Source organism: Neorhizobium galegae bv. orientalis str. HAMBI 540, from assembly GCF_000731315.1.
GTDB lineage: Bacteria > Pseudomonadota > Alphaproteobacteria > Rhizobiales > Rhizobiaceae > Neorhizobium > Neorhizobium galegae.
In genome coordinates this window covers 3,287,753-3,303,880 of record NZ_HG938353.1, presented here as the reverse complement: position 1 = coordinate 3,303,880, position 16,128 = coordinate 3,287,753, and the positions used below count along the sequence as shown (strand labels likewise).

The following is a 16,128-nucleotide window of genomic DNA, read 5'->3' as shown; positions in this document are numbered from 1 at the left end:
CTCCATGAAAGTCCTATCAACAGGCGTGCCGGGCGCTTTGTTCCGCCTGGGGAAAGAAGTGGTCTTCTCACGAAGATGAATAGGGCATTCATCTCAGCGGAACCAAATACGTAAGGCGTGCGTTTGCCCCCGTCATTCCACAGCCATGAAGACTTCGGAGAGGTAGGCAACGGTGTCTGAATCACAGTTGAATGGTGATCCTGCACGTGCAGACATAGTGAGGCTTATTCCGGCTCTCCGCGCATTTGCCCGTACTTTCTGCCGCAATCCCAGCGATGCAGACGACCTGGTGCAGGAGACGTTGATGAAGGCGCTCGCCAATCTCGACAAGTTCGAGCCGGGCACCAAGCTGAAAAGCTGGCTTTTCACTATCATGCGCAACACCTTTTATACGCGGGCCAAGGTGCTTGGCCGCGAGGCGCCGGGGATCGAGGAGAACATTTCCGGGGATACGCCGGTAGCGGCGAGCCAGGAGATGGCGGCAAGAGCCCGGGAAGTTCAGCGAGCGCTCCAGAAACTGCCGCCGCATTATCGCGAAGTGCTGACGCTGGTCGCGATCCTGGGCGAAAGTTACGAGGCGACGGCGGAGATCTGCGATTGCGCGGTGGGCACGGTGAAAAGCCGTCTAAACCGAGCGCGGCATCAAATTCTGCAGGAATTGGGAGAAGAAACCAACTGAGCTGCCGCACCCGGCAGCTTCTTGTTCTTTGGAGGTCACCGTGAAGTTCACATTGATCGCGGTGGCGATGTCCTTGTGACGATCGCCTCGGTTTTTGCGTTCATCTAGCAGATCAGGCCGGATCCTGATCAAGGTCTGGATAATGCCGGAATATGCCCGACTCATTGAACGCGAGCCGGCGTTTCGACCTTAGATAGGCCTCGATATTCGGACGTTCGGCGACCGCATCGCGTAGTTTGGCGACACGGGGGTAATCATTATCGAAATTTTTCATGGCGCGCGGGAAGGCATAGGCGAGACCTTTGGCTAGCTGGAAGAGCGACAGGTCGACGTAAGTCAGGGTGTCGCCCAGCGCATAGCCGCTCTTGGTAGGGTTTGCGGCGATGATGCGGTCGAAATAGCCGATGAATTTCGGCACCCGGTGTTTCAGGAAGGCCTTGGAACGCGCCTTGGCCTCCGGCCTCTGATCCTCATAATAGTCGGCGGTGCTGATCGGGTGGTGCGTATCGTGCACTTCCGCGAGGAAATCGGTGATCGTCAGCTGGAGGCCGTGGGCGAAGAGGCGGGATTTCTCGTCTTTCGGCACCAGATCCAGCTTCGGCCCGAGGTAATTGAGGATGTTGGCGACATGGGAGACGATCAGGTCGCCATCCTTGAGAAAGGGCGGTGCGAACGGCATGTCGTAACCATGCTTGCCGTGCATATAGTTCATCATTTTCGCAGTACCGCGTTCGCCGCGGGCTACGTCCACATAGTCGGCTCCAGCCTCTTCCAGCGCCAGCCGTACGAATTCGCCGCGGCCCTGAAGGCCGTCCCAGTAATAAAGTTCGTAGGTCATCTTCACTCCAGAAATTCTGCAATCTTTTTCAGATCATCGACGAAGCGGGCCCGGTTGAGCTCCGCGTCCGGCTGATCCATCGTCCTCAGCAGCGCCGAAGGGTGGATGGTCACCAGTACCGGCAGGCCGTCCGGCGATCTCAACATCGTGCCGCGATCACGGGTCACTTTCGCCTGCCTTCCCAGCAAGGCATAAAGCGCCGTCGCGCCGAGCGCTACGGCGAGTTTCGGTTTGATCAAGCGCAGCTCCGCTGCTAGCCACCAGGCGCAGGCCTGGACCTCGCCCGCATTGGGTTTGGCATGGATGCGGCGCTTGCCGCGTGGGGTGAACTTGAAATGCTTCACCGCATTGGTGACGTAGCAGATATCGCGTTCGACGCCGGCTTCCTCTAGACAGCGATCGAGGAGCTTTCCTGCCGGCCCGACGAACGGCTTGCCCGCCTGATCCTCCTTGTCTCCCGGCTGCTCGCCGACGAAGAGCACCTTCGCTTTGGGCGGCCCCTCTCCGAACACGAGATGGGTGGCGTTCCTATAGAGGTCGCAACGGGTGCAGCTTTCCGCATCCTGCTCGATGTCCGGTAGTTTTTCGCCGTCCGCGCCCGATGTCTCGAAGGCTGGGCCTTTGCGCGATGTCAGCATGTTCGAACTCCTTGTAGACGGTTTAGAACCGGCTCGCCCGTGTGACTGTTCCTTTAAATTTGCATGGCGGGAATATGGGTTGGAACTTTTGCACAAAGGTTGGGTTGAAGGCTCGTCTGGTTTGGCAACGTTTTTCGCTCGAGATTTCAAGTTTGGCAGGATTTTGAACATGGCCATCAGGATTACCGCGATCGTTTTTATTTTTATCGGTTTGGCGTTGGCCGTCGGCGGCGGACAACTGGTACTGCTCGGAGGCAGCGCCTATTACATTATCTGCGGTCTCGGCTTCGTGGTGACCGCCATCCTGCTTTTCCTCCGGAATGCCATGGCGCTCAGGGTCTATGCAGTTATCGTGCTGGCTTCGCTTGCCTGGGCGATCTGGGAGGTCGGGCTCGACTGGTGGCAGCTCGGCCCGCGCGGTGGACTGATCATCCTACTCGGTCTCTGGCTCTTGACACCCTGGGTCCGCACCCCGCTCGGCTTTTCGAGCCCGACCGGCATGCGCTACGGCGCCAGTGCACTGCCGCTTGGTATTTCGCTGATGATCGCGATCGTCGTCGCCATAGTTTCGATGTTCCTCGATCCGCTCGACCGGAGCGGCGAGCTGCCGCAACAGTCGGTCGCTGCCGCTCCGCCGATGGGCGGCAACGTGCCGCCCGGCGAATGGCATCAGTACGGACGGACACCCTATGGCCAGCGTTATTCGCCGCTCGACCAGATCAAGGTCGATAACGTCGCCAAGCTCACGGAAGCCTGGCGCTACCAGACCGGGGACGTGAAACGGCCGGACGACGTGGGCGAGACCACCTATCAGGTGACGCCGCTCAAAGTCGGCAATTCGCTCTATCTCTGCACGCCGCACAATCTTGCGATCGCGCTCGATGCGACGACTGGCAAGGAGAAGTGGAAATACGACCCTAATTCCGGCATGAACCCGGACCGGCAGCACCAGACCTGCCGCGGCGTCAGTTATTATAAGGATGCCGCCGCGGCAGCCGGCAGCCCGTGTGCGGAACGGGTCTATCTGCCGACCTCGGATGCGCGGCTGATCGCCCTCGATGCGGCGAACGGCCAGGTCTGCACCTCCTTTGCCGACAACGGAACGCTGCAGCTCACCAGCGGTATGCGGTACAATCCAGCCGGCTACTATTATTCGACCTCTCCGCCGGCAATCGCCGGCAACAAGATCATCATCGGTGGGGCGGTCAACGACAACTATTCCACCCAGTCGCAATCCGGCGTCATCCGCGCCTTCGACGTCAATACGGGACAGCTGATCTGGAACTGGGATTCGGGCAATCCGAGTCAGACCCAGCCGCTGCCGCCGGGTCAGACCTACACGACCAATTCGCCCAATAGCTGGTCGGTGTTCAGCATCGACGAGGAGCTGGGGCTCGTCTATGTCCCGCTCGGCAACCAGGTGCCGGACCAGCTCGGCATGGGCCGCAGCGAGAGCGTGGAAAAATATTCCTCGTCGATCGTCGCGCTCGATCTCAATACCGGTGTCGACCGCTGGGTGCGCCAGACGGTGCATCACGATCTCTGGGACATGGACGTGCCTGCCCAGCCGGTCCTCCTCAACATCTCCAGGCCGGACAATACGGTCGTGCCGGCTCTGGTCGGTCCGACCAAGCAGGGCGACATCTACGTGCTCGACCGCCGCAGCGGCGAGCCGATCATCCCGGTCACCGAGGAACCGGCACCGGGAGGTGCGATCCCGGAAGATCGTACCGCGCCGACGCAACCCACCTCAGCTCTGTCCTTCAAGCCGAGACCGCTCGAAGAACAGGACATGTGGGGCGTCACCATGTTCGACCAGATGGTCTGCCGCATCTGGTATCATCAGTACAATTATCTCGGCCGCTACACGCCGCCGTCGCTGAAGGGCTCGATCATCTATCCGGGCAATTTCGGCACGTTCAACTGGGGCAGCGTCGCGGTCGATCCGGAACGGCAGGTTATGTTCGGCATGCCGACCTATCTCGCCTTCACCTCGAGGCTGGTGCCGCGTGCGGACATCCCGCCGAAGGCACAGGATCAGAAGGGCAGCGAACAGGGCCTCAACCGCAATGACGGCGCACCTTACGGCGTTTACATGGGTCCGTTCCTCGGGCCGCTGCAGATCCCCTGCCAGGCACCGCCCTGGGGTTACGTCTCGGGCGTCGACCTGCGGACCGGCCAGATCGCCTACAAGCACCGCAACGGCACGGTCTATGACATGACGCCATTGCCACTGCCCTTCAAGGTCGGGGTGCCCGGCATCGGCGGACCAATGATCACCAAGGGTGGCGTGGCGTTCCTCGGCGCTGCGGTCGACAACTATCTGCGCGCCTACAACCTCACCAACGGTCACGAGCTCTGGAAGGCGCGGCTGCCGGCTGGCGGCCAGGCGACGCCGATGACCTATGCGGTCGATGACGGGCGCCAGTTCGTGGTGATGGTGGCCGGCGGACACGGTTCGGTCGGCACCAAGCCGGGCGACTACGTGATCGCCTACGCCCTACCGCGATAGAGGGAGTCAAAAGGAAGGCCCGGCCGTTCGGCGCCCGGGCCTTTCCGGTCCCATTTATCGGAGGTTACATCGGCCGGTTGAAACGGAGCTCATTGCGCACGGTGGTCACTCCGGCTACGTTCAGGGCCACTTCCTCGGCCCGCGCAATCTCGCTTTCCAACTGGACCGTCCCGATTAGCGTCACCTCGGAACTGCGGGCGATGACGGCGACGTCGCTTGCATCGACGCCGCCGGCAGAAGCCAGGGCATCGGAAACCGCTCCTTCGAGCGTCGCGCCGGGTGGAAACTCCGCCTCGACCTCAGCGGACGTCTCGTGAAAATGCTGATGCTTGAAGACCATTGTCGTACTCCGTTCTGACACGGCACGACAACGCGCGGCGAGGGCGATTGGTTCAGCGCCCGCCGGCGAGAACCGTGGCGATGATCTCCTCAAGCTGGTTCTGCGAGAAGGGTTTCGGCAGTCGCGGCAGGCGGTTGTCGCCGCCGGTCGGCAGCTCGGCGTAGCCGGTTGCCAGCACCACCGGAAGGCCTGGCCTTTCTTCGCGGATGACGGCGGCCAGTTCCGAGCCGGTCATGCGCGGCATCGAATGATCGGTGATGACAAGATCGATGTCATGGGCGCCGCTTCTCAGCTCCTTCAGGGCATCGGTGCCGCTATAAGCCTCGATCACGGTGTGGCCGAGATCTTCCAGCATCAGAGTCGTGTTCATCAGGACCAGCGCATCGTCATCGACGGCGAGAATCGTCAGGCGTCCTATGGGAGTTGCGGCGGGGGAAGGCATGGTCTGCTCCGAAGACTGCGGACAATCGTTTGCATCTGCCGCAGGCAGATAGAGCGAAACCGTCGTGCCCTTGCCCTTTTGGCTTTGGATATCGAGTTTGCCGCCCGACTGTTCGGTCAGGCCCTGCACCATGGAAAGTCCGAGTCCCGTCCCCTTGCCGACACCTTTGGTGGTGAAGAAAGGTGTGGTTGCGCGGATGAGGGTTTCCTCGTCCATGCCTTCGCCGCTGTCGGCGACCGCCAGCCGCACGTAACGGCCAGGTTTCAGCCTCTCGACATTCTTGTCCGCGAAATATTCCTCGGCGCTGATGACGATCGTGCCGCCCCCCGCCATCGCGTCTCGGGCGTTGACGACGAGGTTCAGAACCGCGGTTTCGAGTTGAACCGGGTCGCTCGTGACATGCGGCAGGTTTTTGGCAAACCGGGTTTCGACGGATGCGGAGGCACTGAGCGAGCGCTGAACGAAATCCATCATGCCGCTTACGAGTGCCGGCACGTTGATGGCTTGCATGTTCAATTCCTGGCGCCGGGAAAATGCGAGCATGCGCTGGGTCAGCGCAGCACCCCGTTCGGCGCCCTGAATGGCATTGTCCAGCAGCGGCGTCAGCGCTGGATCGTCGGGCAGGCGTTTTTTCAGAATTTCCAGGCTTCCCAGCACGGCCATCAGCAGATTGTTGAAGTCGTGGGCGACGCCACCGGTCAACTGGCCGATCGCTTCCATCTTCTGGGATTGGAAAAGTTCTTCGCGTGCCTGGGTAAGAGCCTTTTGCGCCTCGACTTTTTCGGTGATGTCGCGCGTGATCTTGGCGAAACCGATGAGTGTGCCGTCTTCGTTGCGGATCGCGTCGATGATCACATGTGCCCAGAAACGTGTTCCATCCTTGCGCTGCCGCCAGGCTTCCCTCTCGAATCGTCCCTCGCGCCGTGCAGTCTCCAGGCTTCGGTTCGGCTCGCCGCGTTCGCGGTCCTCCGGGGTATAGAACTGCGAAAAATGCTTGCCGACGATCTCATCCGCCGTGTAGCCCTTGATGCGCGCGGCACCGGAGTTCCAGTTGCTGACGCGGCCATCCGGGTCGAGCATGTAGAGAGCATAGTCCGTAACACCCTGGACGAGAATCTGAAATTTCTCCTCGCTCAATCGGAGTTCCGCTTCAGCGCGTTTCCGTTCTGTCAGATCGCGGGTCACTTTTGCGAAGCCGAGAAGTTCGCCGGACCGACTCCAGATCGGGTCGATGATGACGTGGGCCCAGAAGCGGCTGCCGTCCTTGCGGACGCGCCATCCTTCCCTTTCGAAGCGGCCTTCGGTGGCAGCCATCCGCAACGCATGTTCGGGCGCTCGCGCCAATCGGTCTTCAGGCGTATAGAAGCGGGAAAAATGCTCGCCTAGGATTTCCCAGGCCTCGTATCCCTTGAAGCGTTGGGCGCCGGGATTCCAGCTGGCGATCTTACCCTCCGGGTCAAGCATGTAAATCGCGTAATCGGTGATGGAATCGACGAGTAGACGATAGCGTTCGTCATCAAGCAACGACACGTCATAGCTTTGCGGAACGCTCATCAATTTCCCCCGTCCCATGAAGTTTGTGCCCTGGCGTGATATAACAACGATACTTCCTAACTCTGCGGCACGCCCATCGCTCGTCTCTGGTCCACGAGGCTCGTGGTCTAACGCGACTTAATGCCTAAATCCTATTTTGGTTCCCGGTTTTTGCAAATTTTAACGTGCGACCAATGGGGCGGTGGTGTGTCAAGGGTTGACGGATGATGAGTTTCCGTTTACGACTGACGAAAGATGAAAATCGTCACACGTAAAACGAAAGCCATCAGCGTATGGATACCAACGAAAATACCCTGGACACGTCGCGCCAAGACAATGTCGGCCGTATTCTCGACGCGGCGGAGCGGCTGTTCAAGCATTACGGCTACACCAAGACGAATGTGGCGGATATCGCGCGCGATCTCGGTATGTCGCCCGCCAATATCTACCGCTTTTTCTCGTCCAAGGCGGATATCCATCAGGCCTTGGCAAGCCGTATGCTGGACGGCAGCTATCAGGCGGCACTCGCCAATGCAAAGCGGCCGGTGAGCGCCACGGAACGGCTGCGCAATCACGTCCTGCAGCAGCACCGCTTCACGCTCGAGACCATGCTCGACGAAAAGAAGGTGCATGAGATGGTGGTGATCGCCATCGAGCAGCAATGGCCAGTCATCGAACAGCATCTCGAACGCATCCGTGTCGTCATTGCGGGTCTCATCAAAGATGGCATCGAAGCCGGTGAGTTCCGCGAACAGGATCACCAGCTCGCATCCGAATGCTTCATGTCGTCCATGGTCATCCTTTGTCATCCGCAGCTCATCGCGGATTGCCTTCTGGAGAGCCGGATCGGCAAGCCCGAGGACCTCGTGGAATTCGGCCTCAGGGCCCTCAGATAATTCGCCTGAAATAGTTCCGGGGCGCCAAGGGGGCGTCTTGATCGAAAACCCGCCACCAGGAGTGCGGAACCATGTTTTTCGTAAAGACCAGACGTAATGTCTCGTTTCTCGTCAAAGGCCTTTTAGTCGCGACCGCGTTCGGCGCGCTGACGGCCTGCTCGCAAGAGAAGAAAGTCGAAGCCCCGGAAATCGTCCGTCCGGTCAAAGTGACCGAGGTTGCCGCTGCCGATCACGGCCGCAGGCTTCAATATTCCGGCTCAGTCAAGGCGCGCACCGAAATGAACCTCGGCTTCCGCGTCGCCGGCAAGATCACCGAGCGGCTCGTCGATGTCGGTCAGCGCGTTCGCCCCGGCGACGTGCTCGCAAAGCTTGACGCCGTCGATTACCAGCTTGCGGTGCGCCGCGCAGAGGCCGATCTCGCCTCCGCTCAGAAGCAGGTGGAAATCTCCGGCCTCGCCCGCCGGCGGGTCGAGACGCTTGCCGAAAAGAGCATTTCCTCCCAATCGCAGCTCGAACAGGCGCAGCTGGCCAATGACCAGGCCGTTTCGCAAAAGGAATCGGCCCAGTCAGCACTCGACCAAGCCCGTAACCAGGTTGCCTATACGGAATTGAAGTCAGACCAGAACGGCATCGTCACAGCGGTCAGCGCCGATATCGGCCAGGTGGTTGCGTCCGGCACCCCGGTCCTCTCCGTCGCGGTCGAGGGCAGCAAGGAAGTGCAGATCGCCGTTCCGGAAATGGACGTCGCTCAGTTCAAGCCGGGCAAGACGGTGAAGGCCCGTTTCTGGTCGGCCACCGATCTCGTGCTCGACGGCAAGGTCCGCGAAGTGGCCGGCAGTGCCGATGCCCAATCGCGCACCTTCGCGGTTCGCGTCAGTCTGCCTGCGGATACACGGGTGCTGCTCGGCATGACTGCGACGATCGAGGCGGACGAAGACAATGCCGTCGCCACCTATGCCGTTCCGCTTGCCGCGCTTTCCAAGAAGGACGGCCAGTCCGTCGTCTGGATCGTCGACCGCGGCAAGGGCACCGTCAGCTCGCGTGCCGTCAAGGTCGCCGATTTCTCCGATAACGGCGTTCGTGTCGCCGACGGCGTTGCCAAGGGCGACCTCGTCGTCTCGGCCGGCACGCAGTTCATGAAGGAAGACATGAAGGTCAAGCTGCCGGAAAACATCGCCTCACGCTTCGGCAGCGTCAGCAGCCTTACCACCGCTTCGCTCGCGCCCTGATCGCTCGGCTTAAAGGACCCAAGACCATGAGCTCCTCTCATCAGGCCAATCCCCCGGAAAAGGCCCGGTTCAACCTGTCCCGCTGGGCGATTGCCCATCCGAGCATCGCCCGTTTTCTCTTCGGCCTCATCATCGTCATGGGCGCACTCGGCGTCATGAACATGGGGCAGAAGGAAGACCCGGACTTCACCTTCCGCGTCATGGTCGTGCAGACCGTCTGGCCCGGCGCCTCCATTCAGGAGATGCAGGACCAGGTCGTCAACAAGATCGAGCGAAAGCTGCAGGAAACCCCGCATCTCGACTGGGTCAAGTCCTATACCCGCGCCGGCGTGGCGATCACCACGATACAGATCAAGGGCGACACCAATACCGCCCAGGTCAACGACGCCTTCTATCAGGTTCGCAAGAAGGTCGGGGACATCGCCCAGGATCTGCCGGCCGGCCTGCTCGGTCCGTATTTCAACGACGAGTTCGGCGACACCTATATCACGCTCAACTCGATCAGCGGCGAAGGCTACAGCTATCCTGAACTGAAGCAGTTCGCCATCCAGGCCCGCGACATGCTGCTCGCCACGCCCGGCGTCGAAAAGGCGGTCATCCTCGGCGACCAGCCGCAGAAGATCTTCATCGACGTCTCGTCGAAGGCGCTTGCCGAGCGCGGCCTCACTCTTATCAACGTCCGCGACGCGTTGTCCGGCCAGAACAATATCGATCCCGCCGGCAACGTTCAGACCGCCGATCGGTCGGTGCGTATAGCGGTCGAAGGCGGCGTCACGACGCCGGAAGACATCCGCGAACTGCGCCTCAAGGCAGGTAGCCAGGTGATCCGGCTCGGCGATATCGCCACCGTCACCGCCGGCCTCGAAAATCCCTATCAGCGCAAGTTCCGCTTCAATGGTCACGACAGCATCCAGGTCGGCGTCGTCATGGCCAAGGGCTTCAAGGTCACCGATGTCGGCCATCAGGTCGAGGCGACCTATGAGCGTTTCGAACAGACGCTGCCGGTTGGCGTGTCTGTCCAGCAGGTTTCCAACCAGCCGGAAGTGGTCACCGAAGCGGTCGGCGAATTCACCCAGGCCCTGCTGGAAGCTCTCGTCATCGTCCTCATCGTCTCGCTGATCTCGATCGGCTGGCGTTCGGGCATCGTCATCGCCATCACCATTCCGCTGGTTCTGTCAGCCACGTTCGCGATCATGTTCTACATGGGCATCGAGCTGCAGCGCATCTCGCTCGGCGCGCTGATCATCGCGCTCGGCCTGCTCGTCGACGACGCGATGATCGTCGTCGAGATGATGGAACGGAAGCTGGAGGAGGGGCTCGCACGCCTCGATGCCGCCACCTTCGCCTATTCATCCACCGCCTTCCCGATGCTCACCGGCACATTGATCACCACTGCCGGCTTCATCCCGGTCGGGTTCGCCGATTCCACCGCCGGCGAATACGTGCGCACGCTGTTCTACGTGGTAGGCATCGCGCTCGTCGTGTCGTGGTTCGTGGCCGTCTATTTCACTCCCTGGCTCGGCTACATGATCCTCAAGCAGCGGGCGCATGCAGGCACCCATCACGATGCTTACGACACCCGCATGTATCGCGGCGTCCGGCATGCCGTCGGCTGGTCCGTGCGTCACAAGGCTATCGTGCTCCTTCTCACTCTCGGCGCCTTCGCCGGTAGCCTGTGGTCCTTCCAGTTTATTCCGCAGAGCTTCTTCCCGCAGTCCTCGCGGCCGGAAATCCTCGTGGATCTGTGGCTGCCGGAAGGCACGGCCATCGAGGAAGTGGAACGCCAGGCGAAAGCCCTTGAGGACAAGATTCTGCCCGACCAGGACAAGACCTTCGTCGCCACCTATATCGGCGAAGGCGCCCCGCGCTTCTTCCTACCGCTCGACCAGCAGCTCCGCAACCCGAACTACGCGCAGCTCCTGATCATGTCGAAGGACGTGGACGCCCGCGAACGGCTGATCGTCAAGCTCAGGGGTATCCTTGCACAGGACTTCCCGACCGTACGCGGCAAGGTCGATCGTCTGTTCCTCGGCCCGCCGGTCGGCTGGCCCGTCCAGATGCGTGTCACCGGTCCCGACGCGGCGGAGGTCCGCCGGATCGCCGACCAGGTCAAGGAACGTTACCAGCAGCAGCCGCTGTTCGGCGCCATCCACGACGACTGGATGGAACCGGTGACGGCCATGAAACTGGTCATCGACCAGGATCGTGCCCGTGCCCTCGGGGTCACCTCTCAGCGTGTCCGCCAGATGCTGCAGTCGGCTACCGCCGGTGCGCCGATCAGCGACTTCCGCGATGGCGAAGAAACGGTCTCGATCGTTGTCCGCGAGCCGGATGCCACCCGCAACCTGCTCTCGGCCGTCCAGTCGGTCTACGTGCCGACGGATTTCGGCGGCTTCGTGCCGGTCTCGCAGATTGCCAAGGTCGTGCCGGTTCTCGAACAGGGTATCGAGTGGCGCCGCGACCGCCTGCCGACGATCACCGTCAAGGCGACGCTGCCGGACGGCGTGGAACCGACCCAGGTGTCGCTCAACCTCTACAACAGCATGGCCGACCTGCGCGCCAGCCTGCCTGCCGGCTACCATGTCGACATCCAGGGCGGTGCGGAGGATGCAGCCGAAAGCCAGAACTCGATCGCTGCCAAGGCGCCGATCATGCTCCTGGTCATCCTCGTGCTGTTGATGATCCAGCTGCAGCATTTCGGCAAGGCGATGATGGTGCTGGCAACCGGTCCGCTCGGCATCATCGGCGCTGCCATGGCGCTGCTTCTGACCGGCGCGCCGTTCGGCTTCGTGGCGATCCTCGGGGTCATCGCGCTGCTCGGCATCATCATCCGCAACTCGATTATCCTGGTCGACCAGATCGACCAGGATATCGCGGCCGGCATGGAGCGGATGGAGGCGATCGTCGGCGCGGCCGTGCGTCGTTTCCGGCCGATCATGCTGACGGCGCTGACAGCCGTGCTGGCGCTGTACCCGATCTCGCGCGGCGTGTTCTGGGGTCCGCTCGCCTATGCGATGATGGGCGGCATCCTGGTTGCCACCGTGTTGACCATCCTGGTCCTCCCGGCCGCCTATGCCCTCTTCTTCGGCCGCGAGCCGAAGAAGGCGAAAACCGACGACAGGACGCCCGCCAATCAGGGCGACCTTTTCGACAGCCGCGACGACCTGCCGATGGCAGCGGAGTGACGGCGAGCGCCTTCCTCGGGAGCCTGGTAACTCCTGAGGAAGGCGTGCTGATTGGCCCGGACGGACTGGAAGATATAGTCCGTCACCATCCGCACGCGCGGGATCTGGCTCAGGTCCCGATGGCACATCAGCCAGTAGCCGCGTCTCAGTTCCACCTCGTCAGGCAGCACGATTTCGAGGTCAGGCTGGACGCGCGTGATGAAATGCGGCAGCACGCAGAGGCCGAGCCCGTTCAGCGTCGCGGTCAATTGCGCAAAAATGCTGGAGCTCTGGAAGCGCGCCTTGATGCCCGGATGGACGTCGCCGAGATAGTCTAGCCCTGGCGCGAAGATCATGTCCTCGATATAGCCGATGAACGGATGCGACAGCAGATCTTGCCGGCTGCGGATCGGACCTACCTTGGACAGGTAGGATTTCGCGCCATAGACGTTGAGGCTGTAGTCGGTGAGCTTTTCCGTAAGATAAGGCCCTTCCTTGGGCGGATCGAGCGAGACGGCGATATCCGCCTCCTTGCGCGACAGCGACATGATCTGCTGGATCGTCACCAGTTCCAGCGAGATGTTCGGGTGGCTGTCGCAGAAGCTGCGGATCTTGTCGGCGAAGAAGAAATTCGCAAACCCTTCCGGGGTGCTTAAGCGCACCACGCCGCGCTGTGCCGTGGTGCCCGAGGCGACATCCGCCTGCAGCCGGTCCGCCTCGGTCTCGATCCGTTCTGCCGTCTCGATGAACCGCTGGCCCATGCTGGTCAGGACATAACCGCGCGGATTGCGCTCGAACAGCTTGACCTTGAGTGCGAATTCCAGCCGGTCGATACGCCGGGACACGGTGGCGTGGCTGGTGCGCAATTGGCGGGCTGCGGTGGACAGCTGGCCGCTGCGCGCCACTGCCAGAAAATATTGAAGATCGTCCCAGGTGAAGTTCTGATTGTTGCTCAATACGTTCCCGTCTGTTCAAAAATGCACAGATGCTGTTTGCAATTAATTACAGAGACCTGCTTGCGTCAACGGCGGTTTTCCTGAACCATGCAATCCGGAGCAGCCGCTTTGAGGAGAACGGCTCACCAATTTTGAACAGACCTCTGGCCAAATTTTCTGGGCACATTCTCTGGGAGGAGAAATCATGCACAAGACAATTCTGACATCATTTGTAACATCATCCCTGGCAGTGCTTCTCGCAAGCAGCGCGGCATTCGCGCAGAGCGCGCCCGGGGGCGTGTCCGACAACAAGGTCAAGATCGGCATCCTGAACGACCAGTCGGGCGTCTATTCCGAGTTCGGCGGCAAGTCGTCGGTCGAGGCGGCCAAGATGGCGGTCGAGGATTTCGGCGGCAAGGTTCTGGGGCAGCCGATCGAGATCGTTGATGCCGACCACCAGAACAAGCCGGACATCGCCTCCAACATCGCCCGCCAGTGGTACGACACGCAGCAGGTCGATGCGATCATGGAGCTGACGACCTCGTCTGTCGCGCTCGCAGTACAGGCGGTCGGTAAGGAAAAGAAGAAGATCGACATCGTCACGGGTGCGGCGACCACCGATTTGACCGGCAAGGCCTGCACCCCCTATGGCTTCCACTGGGCCTATGACACGCATGCGCTCGCGGTCGGCACCGGCGGCGCGCTTGTCAAGCAGGGCGGCGACAGCTGGTTCTTCCTCACCGCCGACTATGCCTTCGGTTATTCGCTCGAGCAGCAGACCGGCGACTTCGTGAAATCCTCCGGCGGCAAGATCGTCGGCGCGGTCCGTCATCCGCTTGCCACCACCGATTTCTCGTCCTTCCTGCTGCAGGCCCAGTCTTCCGGTGCCAAGGTCGTCGGCCTTGCCAATGCCGGCCTCGACACGGCGAACGCCATCAAGCAGGCGGCGGAGTTCGGCATCACCGCCGGCGGTCAGCGCCTCGCAGCGCTGCTCTTCACGCTCGCCGAAGTGCACGGCCTCGGCCTGCAGGCGGCGCAGGGCCTGACCCTGACCGAAGGTTATTACTGGAACCTCGACGACAAGAGCCGGGAGTTTGCGAAAAAGTTCTTCGCCCGCACCAAGAAGATGCCGAACATGGTCCACAGCGGCACCTATTCGGCGGTCACCCAGTATCTGAAGGCAATCCAGAAAGCCGGCACCGACGATGCGGATGCCGTTTCCAAGGCGCTGCATGAAATGCCGGTCGACGACTTCTTCGCCCGCGGCGGTACGGTCGCCAAGAACGGTCGGATGATCCACGACATGTACCTGCTGCAGGTCAAGAAGCCGGGCGAAAGCAAGGAGCCCTGGGATTATTTTACGGTGCTGGCAACCATCCCCGGCAAAGAGGCCTACATGGATCCCGCCAAGAGCGGCTGCGATCTGGTGAAGTAATGGCGGTCGCCGCAACAGCAAAACAGGAAGAGCTGCGGGTGGTGTTATCCGCCCGCGGCCTCTCGAAGAGCTTCGGCGCCTTCATGGCGGTGAAGAACGTCGATCTCGACGTCCGCCACGCGCGCGTCCACGCCTTGATCGGCCCGAACGGCGCCGGCAAGACCACGGTCTTCAATCTGCTCACCAAGTTCCTGCAGCCGACGGCTGGCTCGATCACGCTTCTGGGCACGGACATCACCAAAACGCAGCCGGACAGGATCGCGCGGATGGGGCTTGTCCGTTCCTTCCAGATTTCGGCGGTCTTTCCGCATCTGACGGTGCTCGACAACGTGCGTGTCGCGCTGCAGCGGCCGAACGGGCTTTCGACGCAGTTCTGGCTGCCCGTCTCCTCGCTCGATCGGCTGAATGCGCGGGCCGACGAATTGATCGAGTCGGTCGGCCTGAAGCGCGAACGCAATGCGCTCGCCGCCGACCTTTCCTACGGCCGCAAGCGCGTGCTGGAGATCGCGACGACGCTGGCGCTCGATCCCAAGGTTCTGCTGCTCGACGAGCCGATGGCCGGCATGGGGCAGGAGGATATCGGCACCGTTTCCAACATCATTCGCGAGGTGGCAAAGACCCGTGCGGTGCTGATGGTGGAGCACAATCTCTCCGTTGTCGCCGACATCTGCCACCATGTGACGGTGCTCCAGCGCGGCGAAATCCTTGCCGAGGGCGACTATGCCACCGTCAGCCAGGACCCGCGGGTCCGCACCGCCTACATGGGCACGGAGGAGGCTTGATGGCACCGTTGTTGCAAGTTTCCAACCTCAATGCCTGGTATGGCGAAAGCCATGTCCTGCACGGTGTCGATATGACCGTTGGGGAGGGCGAGACGATTACCATTCTCGGCCGCAACGGCGTCGGCAAGACGACGACGCTGAGGACCATCGTCGGCATCATCCGCGAGCGGAAGGGCGAAATCCGCTTTGCCGGCAAGGATATGCTCGGCGTGCCGCTGCATCGCACGGCGCATAACGGCATCGGCTTCGTACCGGAGGAGCGCGGCATCTTTTCGACGCTGACGGTCGAGGAAAACCTGATGCTGCCGCCGGTGGTGGCAGAAGGCGGCATGTCGCTCGAGGAGATCTACGAGCTCTTCCCCAACCTCCAGGAGCGTCGCTCCAGCCCCGGCACCAAGCTCTCCGGTGGCGAGCAGCAGATGCTAGCGATCGCCCGCATCCTGCGCACCGGCGTTAAGCTTCTGATATTGGACGAGCCGACCGAAGGCCTGGCTCCGGTTATCGTGCAGCGGATCGGCGAGGTGCTGAAGACGCTGAAGGAACGTGGCATGACGGTGCTTCTGGTGGAGCAGAATTTCCGCTTCGCGAGCCGCGTCGCCGACCGGTTCTATCTGATGGATCATGGGCGGATGGTCGCGAATTTCCCGGTGGCTGAGCTGCCGGGGAAGATGGACATGCTGCATAAAGTGCTGGGAGTGTGACGTT

The 16,128-nt window shown here is 61.4% G+C and carries 13 protein-coding genes; 8 read left to right on the top strand and 5 right to left on the bottom strand.

Translation table 11 applies throughout. The annotated features are described in order from the left end of the window. The first annotated feature begins 217 nt into the window (after positions 1 to 217). Positions 218 to 679 carry a sigma-70 family RNA polymerase sigma factor gene (locus RG540_RS16325; RefSeq protein WP_151046283.1) on the top strand — a complete coding sequence of 154 codons (462 nt, stop codon included), beginning with the start codon at positions 218 to 220 and terminating at the stop codon, positions 677 to 679. Between the two features lie 112 nt (positions 680 to 791). Here the strand turns inward: RG540_RS16325 and RG540_RS16320 are convergent, their stop codons facing one another. Then, positions 792 to 1,517 carry a glutathione S-transferase gene (locus RG540_RS16320; protein WP_038590048.1) on the bottom strand — a complete coding sequence of 242 codons (726 nt, stop codon included), beginning with the start codon at positions 1,515 to 1,517 and terminating at the stop codon, positions 792 to 794. Between the two features lie 2 nt (positions 1,518 to 1,519). Beyond that, complete coding sequence (locus RG540_RS16315; protein ID WP_038590045.1) at positions 1,520 to 2,155, bottom strand: UdgX family uracil-DNA binding protein; 636 nt, start codon at positions 2,153 to 2,155, stop codon at positions 1,520 to 1,522. Positions 2,156 to 2,324: 169 nt separating this feature from the next. On the opposite strand from RG540_RS16315, the gene RG540_RS16310 reads away from it, so the two are divergent. Next, positions 2,325 to 4,667 (top strand): glucose/quinate/shikimate family membrane-bound PQQ-dependent dehydrogenase, encoded by a 2,343-nt coding sequence (locus tag RG540_RS16310; RefSeq protein ID WP_038590042.1) that lies wholly within the window; start codon positions 2,325 to 2,327, stop codon positions 4,665 to 4,667. A 64-nt stretch (positions 4,668 to 4,731) separates the two neighbouring features. Here the strand turns inward: RG540_RS16310 and RG540_RS16305 are convergent, their stop codons facing one another. Next, positions 4,732 to 5,007 (bottom strand): BON domain-containing protein, encoded by a 276-nt coding sequence (locus RG540_RS16305; RefSeq protein WP_038590039.1) that lies wholly within the window; start codon positions 5,005 to 5,007, stop codon positions 4,732 to 4,734. 52 nt (positions 5,008 to 5,059) lie between these two features. After that, entirely contained in the window at positions 5,060 to 7,003 is a 1,944-nt protein-coding gene (locus RG540_RS16300) for a hybrid sensor histidine kinase/response regulator (RefSeq protein WP_038590036.1), read from the bottom strand. 272 nt (positions 7,004 to 7,275) lie between these two features. Here RG540_RS16300 and RG540_RS16295 point away from each other — a divergent pair, with 272 nt between their 5' ends. The 3 genes from RG540_RS16295 (at position 7,276) to RG540_RS16285 (ending at position 12,292) form a co-directional block, all read left to right on the top strand. After that, entirely contained in the window at positions 7,276 to 7,878 is a 603-nt protein-coding gene (locus RG540_RS16295; RefSeq protein WP_038590034.1) for a TetR/AcrR family transcriptional regulator, read from the top strand. Between the two features lie 71 nt (positions 7,879 to 7,949). After that, positions 7,950 to 9,107, top strand: coding sequence for an efflux RND transporter periplasmic adaptor subunit (locus RG540_RS16290; protein ID WP_038590031.1), 1,158 nt, complete (start codon positions 7,950 to 7,952; stop codon positions 9,105 to 9,107). Between the two features lie 26 nt (positions 9,108 to 9,133). After that, positions 9,134 to 12,292: an efflux RND transporter permease subunit gene (locus RG540_RS16285; protein ID WP_038590028.1), complete on the top strand. Its 3,159-nt coding sequence runs from the start codon at positions 9,134 to 9,136 to the stop codon at positions 12,290 to 12,292. Here the strand turns inward: RG540_RS16285 and RG540_RS16280 are convergent. Continuing rightward, a complete protein-coding gene (locus RG540_RS16280) occupies positions 12,241 to 13,227 on the bottom strand; it encodes a LysR family transcriptional regulator (protein WP_046600003.1) in 987 nt (328 codons plus the stop codon). The two genes, RG540_RS16285 and RG540_RS16280, sit on opposite strands and share 52 nt — an antisense overlap. Positions 13,228 to 13,411: 184 nt before the next feature. Between RG540_RS16280 and RG540_RS16275 the strand changes: the two genes are divergently transcribed. From RG540_RS16275 to RG540_RS16265, 3 genes are read left to right on the top strand one after another with little or no spacing between them, the layout of a single operon-like run. Next, a complete protein-coding gene (locus RG540_RS16275) occupies positions 13,412 to 14,641 on the top strand; it encodes an ABC transporter substrate-binding protein (protein WP_038590024.1) in 1,230 nt (409 codons plus the stop codon). Next, positions 14,641 to 15,423, top strand: coding sequence for an ABC transporter ATP-binding protein (locus RG540_RS16270; RefSeq protein WP_038590021.1), 783 nt, complete (start codon positions 14,641 to 14,643; stop codon positions 15,421 to 15,423). Before RG540_RS16275 ends, RG540_RS16270 begins: the two co-directional genes overlap by 1 nt. Further along, entirely contained in the window at positions 15,423 to 16,124 is a 702-nt protein-coding gene (locus RG540_RS16265; protein ID WP_038590018.1) for an ABC transporter ATP-binding protein, read from the top strand. Before RG540_RS16270 ends, RG540_RS16265 begins: the two co-directional genes overlap by 1 nt. The last annotated feature ends 4 nt before the right edge of the window (positions 16,125 to 16,128 follow it).